Below are 6,231 nucleotides of genomic sequence, written 5' to 3'. Positions count from 1 at the left end.
CTCTTGCTAAAAAATGGAACTGGATGAATATTTTACTTTGATAATATTGTAAAGTATTAAAGTTTTAGTTTTTTTTTAAGAGGATAGTAGGGAAAGGAAGTAAAGACAACTTATGAAAAAAGTAATTGCAGGTTTAGCAGCAGCTTCTGTAGCTGGCGTTGCAGTTCCAGGAATGGATTCTGCTCATGCACAAGTTTCAAATGAAGCGCTAAAAGAAATTAATGGACAAACTCAAACTCAAACTCAAACTCAAACGACTGTAACTGAAACAAAAACTGTAGAAACAACTTCTGAATTAAAATACACAGTAACTGCTGATGTATTAAATGTTCGTTCAGGTGCTGGTACAGGACATAACGTTATTTCTAAAGTAAAATCAGGCCAAGTGCTACAAGTAGTTGGACAAGAAAATGGTTGGTTCAAAGTAAACGTAAATGGTCAAACAGGTTATGTAAGTGGTGACTTCGTAACGACTGGTGGCAAAACAGGAACGACTGTTCAACAAGGAACAGGTACTTACACAGTAAACGTTTCTTCACTTAACGTACGTACAGGCCCAAGTACATCTCATACAGTATTAGGTTCTGTAAACAAAGGTAAAACAGTACAAGTTGTAGGTGAAGTACAAGATTGGTTTAAAATCAACTTCAATGGTGGAACTGGATACGTAAGCAAAGACTTCGTAACAAAAGGTGGTTCTGCTGTATCTAACGAAACACAACAACCAACTACAAACAACAATACTACAACAGTTCAAACTGGTGGTTCTTATGTTGTTAACACTGGTGCTTTAAAAGTACGTACAGGCCCAGCTACATACAACGCTGTAATCGGTGGAGTAACAAATGGTAAAGTATTAAACGTTACTGGTGCTGAAAATGGTTGGTACAAAATTAACCATAACGGCCGCACAGGTTATGTAAGTGCAGACTTCGTTAAGTTTGTAAAAGGCGGAGTAAACAACGTTACAAATAACGTTCAACAACCAACAACAGGTGGAGATACATCTTCAATCGCTGGATTGGCTAGATCTTTAGATCGTTCGAAATATGTATTCGGTGGTGAAACTCCTAAAGGAGGTTTCGATTGCAGTGGATTCATTTACTACGTATTAAATCAAACTGGTCATAAAGGTAGCCGTTTAGATGTTGCTGGATACTGGAGTTCGAAAACAAAAACAAGCAATCCACAACCAGGTGATTTAGTATACTTCTCTAATACTTATAAAAAAGGTCTTTCTCACATGGGTATTTATTTAGGAAATGGTCAGTTCATTAGTGCGGAGAATGAAACAGTTGGTGTAAGAATTAGTTCAATTAATAACTCTTACTGGGCTAAACATCTAACTGGTTACACAAAAGCATACTAAGAAAAAGTAGTTTTATATACTTTTCGTATAGAGAAAAGGCTTTCCAAGGAAACTTGGGAAGCCTTTTTATAGTTGAATAAATTGGAAGTTTAATAGTTTTTATTTTAACTTTCCATTTAAAAATCGATCATATAAGTCATGGAAATAGTTAGGACGAAATAAGTTCGCTGCATGTCCCGCTAAAGGTATTTCCTTATATAGAACGTTAGGCAAAATAGATTTCAAATCAAATAGACAAGATTTATAGAGATGATCATGCTCTCCCATTACCCATAGTATAGGGTGAGGAAGTGATTTTAATTTAGATTTTAAATCGAATTCTAACCGATGACGTAATGACTGGGCAATTATGGATGAATGTAATTGTAATCCGAAACGGTAGTAAATATTTCTTGAAATGACTGCGAATGGATTTGCTTTTAGTATACCGCTTGGAAAAATAGTATTTGCGTATTGAGAGAGCCATTTAGAGTATTCATCTCCTCGCTTCTCCCAAAAATTTTGAAATACATTATATAAACGAGAAGGGTTATTGTAATGTCCTCCAATATGACAAATACTTAATACTTTTTCTGGATGCATTTGTGCAAAAATTGTAGAGATGTAACAGCCGTAACTTAGCGCACAAATATGTGCTTTTTTAATACCTTCTTGTTCATATAAGTTTAATAATTGATCTACGAGGCGCTGTAATGAAAAGTCGATTGCTTCTCCTTTATCATCACCGTGACCTAATAAGTCATAAGTTATAATGCTGTAGGAGGCAGAAAATCGTTTTTGCTCCTTTTTGAAGGCGCGACGATTGCCAACTAATCCATGAATAAAAATAATTGTTTCCTTTTCAGAATGTATATTTGTTTGCAAAAAGGATACTCCTTTCACTAACTGGAGATTTATATCGTGTTGTAAATTATTTATCTATAATTTACATAGAATAATATTAAGTACCAGGTAATAATATCAGATATTTATATCTGTTGTAAAGATGAGTTTTTATGTATATTTTGTAAAAATAGAAAAAGTGTGTTTACATTCAGTTTACATTTGTATCGTATTCTAATTTTAGAAAGAATAGTTTTGTTTAACACGAGGAGATGAACAGGAATGGAAGTTAGAAATGAAATGAAGAAAAAAGGGAGTTGGAGGCAGTTTTTACGCCTTATTCAAGATACAAATCCTCCGAAAGGAATTTTAGTTTTTGCGTTGTTAATGAGTTTGCTTTCTACGGGAGCGAGTTTATTTATTCCTATGCTGACAAAAGGATTAGTAGATAATTTTTCGCTTTCTTCAATTAGTGCAGGACAAATTGTTGGGTTAGTTGCTTTCTTTGTAATGCAGACTATTGCGGCAGGGTTGTCTATATATTTACTAAATTATATTGGGCAGAAGATTGTAGCGGGACTAAGAGAACGTTTGTGGAAAAAGGTACTTATCTTGCCGGTATCTTATTACGATCAAAATAGAACAGGTGATACGATTAGCCGTATGACGAATGATACAGGTGTTGTGAAAACGTTAATTTCTGAGCATTTGTCAAACTTATTAACAGGTGGTATTTCAATTGTTGGATCGTTAATTGTATTATTTGTTTTAGATTGGAAAATGACTGCGTTACTTTTAACGGTTATTCCGTTGTCTGTGTTAATTTTAGTTCCACTTGGACGAAAAATGTATAAGATTTCAAAAGCGCTTCAAGATGAAACTGCATCTTTTACAAGTGTGTTAACGCAAGTGTTATCAGAAATTCGTTTAGTGAAATCTTCAAATACAGAAAAGAGAGAATATGAAACGGGTAATACAGGTATACAAAAGTTATTACAATTTGGTTTGAAAGAAGGAAAAGTGCAAGCATTAATTTCGCCAGTTATGTCGTTTGTTTTAATGGCACTACTTGTTATTATCGTAGGGTATGGCGGGATGCGAGTTTCTAGCGGTGCATTAACAACCGGTGAACTTGTAGCGTTTATTTTGTATTTAGTTCAAATTGTAATGCCAATGAGTCAATTATCTATGTTCTTTACACAATTCCAAAAGGCAATTGGTGCAACGGAAAGAATTAGTACGATTTTAGAATATGAAGTAGAAGATCATGAAACTGGTGTGAAAGTGACAAATGCTAAGCAACCGATCGTTCTTGAAAATGTACATTTTGAGTATAACGAAGAAGAGCAAGTTTTGAAAAATATTGATTTCACAATTGAATCTGGAAAAGTGACAGCGATTGTAGGACCAAGTGGTAGTGGGAAAACAACGTTATTCTCATTACTGGAACGTTTTTATGAGCCAACTAGTGGCGCCATTAAATTAGGGGAAGAATCAATTACGAGTTATTCATTACAGTCATGGCGACGTCAAATCGGTTACGTATCACAAGATAGTCCGTTAATTGATGGAACAATTCGTGATAATATTTGTTATGGCGTCGAGGGCGAAGTAACGGATGAAGAAATTGAAAAAGTAGCAGCGATGGCATATGTTGATGCATTTATTCATGACTTACCAAACGGTTATGCAACAGAAGTTGGAGAACGCGGTGTGAAGCTTTCTGGGGGACAAAGACAGCGAATTGCCATTGCCCGAGCGTTACTTCGAAATCCGCAAATTCTTATGCTAGATGAGGCGACTTCAAGCTTAGATAGTAAATCTGAGTCTGTCGTTCAAAAAGCGTTAAATAACTTAATGAAAGGCAGAACAACGTTAGTGATTGCGCATAGACTTTCTACTGTTGTAGATGCAGATAAAATTGTCTTTATTGAAAAAGGGAATCTTACAGGTAGTGGTACGCATGATGAATTATTACAGACGCATGATATGTATCGTGAGTTTGCAACGCAACAATTGAAAATTAAAGAGGGTGCATTATAAAATGAATCATCAGCGGGAAGTTTACTCCACTGATGATTCATTTTTAAAAAATATATTAGATGCTAAGTAGAAAGGAAATGGTTCCTTTGATACCTAAAATTTTAATAGTAGATGACGATCCACACATTAGAGAACTCGTTTCGGTATTTTTAGAACGAGAAGGTTTTCAAACATATGAGGCAATTGATGGAGTAGATGCACTTCAGAAAATGGATGACGTAAAAGTCGATATGGTTATTCTTGATATCATGATGCCAAATATGGATGGATTTGATGTATGTTTTGAATTAAGAAAATACTATGATATCCCGGTTCTGATGCTAACTGCCAAAGGGGAAACATCACAAAAAGTAAAAGGATTTCACCTTGGGACAGATGATTATCTTGTAAAACCATTTGACCCTATAGAATTAGTAGTGAGAGTAAAGGCATTATTGAAACGTTACCAAATTACAGTTTCCCAATCGATTCAAGTTGGAAATGTATTATTAAATCGTAAAACATTCGAAGTTACATCTGGAGAACAAACGGTTACATTACCGTTAAAAGAATTTGAGCTGCTCTTTACTTTAGGGTCTAAATCGGGAAGAACTTGTTCGAGAGAGCAATTAATTGAAGAAATATGGGGATATGATTTTGAAGGGAATGAACGTACACTAGACGTTCATATTAATCGGTTACGTGAGAAGTTTCAAGAAGAGCAGTCGAAATTTAGTATTAAAACAATAAGAGGATTAGGGTATCGCTTAGAGGTAAGTAAATGAGAAAAAGAAAACGAATGAGTAAGTTGAAGATGCTGAAAGTATTTGGAGCGGTATTAGCGCTCTTTTCTTTTCTTACCATAATTTGGTCTATCGCATTTTATGTAGCAACTAGTATATTGAATGCTTTTGACGTAAACGTATCGCCGTTTGTTGCTTTTCTAATTAGTGATATGGTCGGTTTTGTCTTTATTATTCTTATTTGGACATTGATTGGAATATTAATGAGACCAAAACGAGAGGCGATGATTTGGACTATTATTGAACCGATACAAAAAATTGCAAAAGGAGACTTCTCCGTAAAAATAAAAAATGAAGAAAAATATGATGGTGAAATTGGCGTGCTCGTAAAAAGTATAAATGATATGACAGATGAACTGAATGCGATGGAGAAAATGAGACAAGAGTTTGTATCGAATGTTTCTCATGAAATACAGTCACCATTAACTTCTATAAAAGGATTTGCTAGAGCACTACAAGACGATAATCTTTCTGAGGAAAAAAGAAAGCATTATCTTACCATTATTGAAACTGAAACAACGAGATTATCTAAACTAAGTCAAAATTTACTAAAGCTAACTCTTTTAGAATCAGAAGAATATATACCAGAAAGAGTGAGCTATCGATTAGATCAACAATTAAAGCAAATTGTGTTAAATAGTGAACCACTCTGGGCTGAAAAAGAAATTGAGTTAGAACTAGATTTAGAAAAAGTACATGTTATTGCTGACCAAGAAAGTATGAGTCAAGTGTGGATTAATTTAATTCATAATAGTATTAAATTTACTCCAAGCGGTGGTACGATTACTATGCAGTTAAAGGAACATGAGACAGTAGTGGAAGTGCGTATCCGTGATTCAGGAATTGGTATATCAGAAGAACAGAAACAACATATTTTTGAGCGTTTTTATAAAGCGGATTCTTCACGAAATCGTGCCTATGGAGGAAGTGGCTTAGGTTTAGCTATTGTAAAGAAAGTACTCGACCTTCATCATGGGGAAATAAAAGTTGAGAGTGAAGAAGGGAATGGAACAGAATTTATTGTGCGTATTCCTAATTATGAAGAAAAATAGTGTAGTGATAAAGAACCATTTTTTATTTCATACGCAGACACTCTCTTATGAGGAGGGTGTCTTTATTTTGCATGAATAATGATAAATACGTGTAATGAATGCATAGTAATTTTCTATAGTTACCTACAAGTAACCTACGCACATGAAAGTGCATCATTGCCTT

General features: G+C 34.5%; 5 protein-coding genes. 4 read left to right on the top strand and 1 reads right to left on the bottom strand.

The features are described 5' to 3' along the window. Positions 1-112 precede the first annotated feature (112 nt). Positions 113-1,369 (top strand): enterotoxin EntFM, encoded by a 1,257-nt coding sequence (entFM, locus tag ACQGSG_RS07605; RefSeq protein WP_325842690.1) that lies wholly within the window; start codon positions 113-115, stop codon positions 1,367-1,369. 99 nt (positions 1,370-1,468) lie between these two features. Here the strand turns inward: entFM and ACQGSG_RS07600 are convergent, their stop codons facing one another. After that, complete coding sequence (locus ACQGSG_RS07600; RefSeq protein ID WP_087968019.1) at positions 1,469-2,233, bottom strand: alpha/beta fold hydrolase; 765 nt, start codon at positions 2,231-2,233, stop codon at positions 1,469-1,471. Positions 2,234-2,473: 240 nt separating this feature from the next. On the opposite strand from ACQGSG_RS07600, the gene ACQGSG_RS07595 reads away from it, so the two are divergent. From ACQGSG_RS07595 to hitS, 3 genes are all read left to right on the top strand, one after another. Further along, positions 2,474-4,234, top strand: a complete 1,761-nt coding sequence (locus tag ACQGSG_RS07595) for an ABC transporter ATP-binding protein (protein WP_061654531.1) — start codon at positions 2,474-2,476, stop codon at positions 4,232-4,234. A gap of 86 nt (positions 4,235-4,320) precedes the next feature. Next, the gene (hitR, locus tag ACQGSG_RS07590) at positions 4,321-4,998 is read left to right on the top strand and encodes an envelope stress response regulator transcription factor HitR (protein ID WP_000612414.1); all 678 of its coding nucleotides are present in this window, start codon (positions 4,321-4,323) and stop codon (positions 4,996-4,998) included. Continuing rightward, positions 4,995-6,068: an envelope stress sensor histidine kinase HitS gene (gene hitS / locus ACQGSG_RS07585; RefSeq protein WP_141527144.1), complete on the top strand. Its 1,074-nt coding sequence runs from the start codon at positions 4,995-4,997 to the stop codon at positions 6,066-6,068. The genes hitR and hitS overlap by 4 nt, the downstream gene beginning before the upstream one ends. Positions 6,069-6,231 lie beyond the last annotated feature (163 nt).

The sequence above is a fragment of the Bacillus sp. GMa5/1 genome (assembly GCF_050172015.1).
In the GTDB taxonomy this organism is placed as follows: domain Bacteria; phylum Bacillota; class Bacilli; order Bacillales; family Bacillaceae_G; genus Bacillus_A; species Bacillus_A cereus.
This window is presented reverse-complemented; position numbering and strand designations above follow the sequence as displayed.

Coding starts and splice junctions, on each gene's coding strand:
- entFM (WP_325842690.1), top strand. CDS start 113: ATGAAAAAAGTAATTGCAGGTTTAGCAGCAGCTTCTGTAGCTGGCGTT.
- ACQGSG_RS07595 (WP_061654531.1), top strand. CDS start 2,474: ATGGAAGTTAGAAATGAAATGAAGAAAAAAGGGAGTTGGAGGCAGTTT.
- hitS (WP_141527144.1), top strand. CDS start 4,995: ATGAGAAAAAGAAAACGAATGAGTAAGTTGAAGATGCTGAAAGTATTT.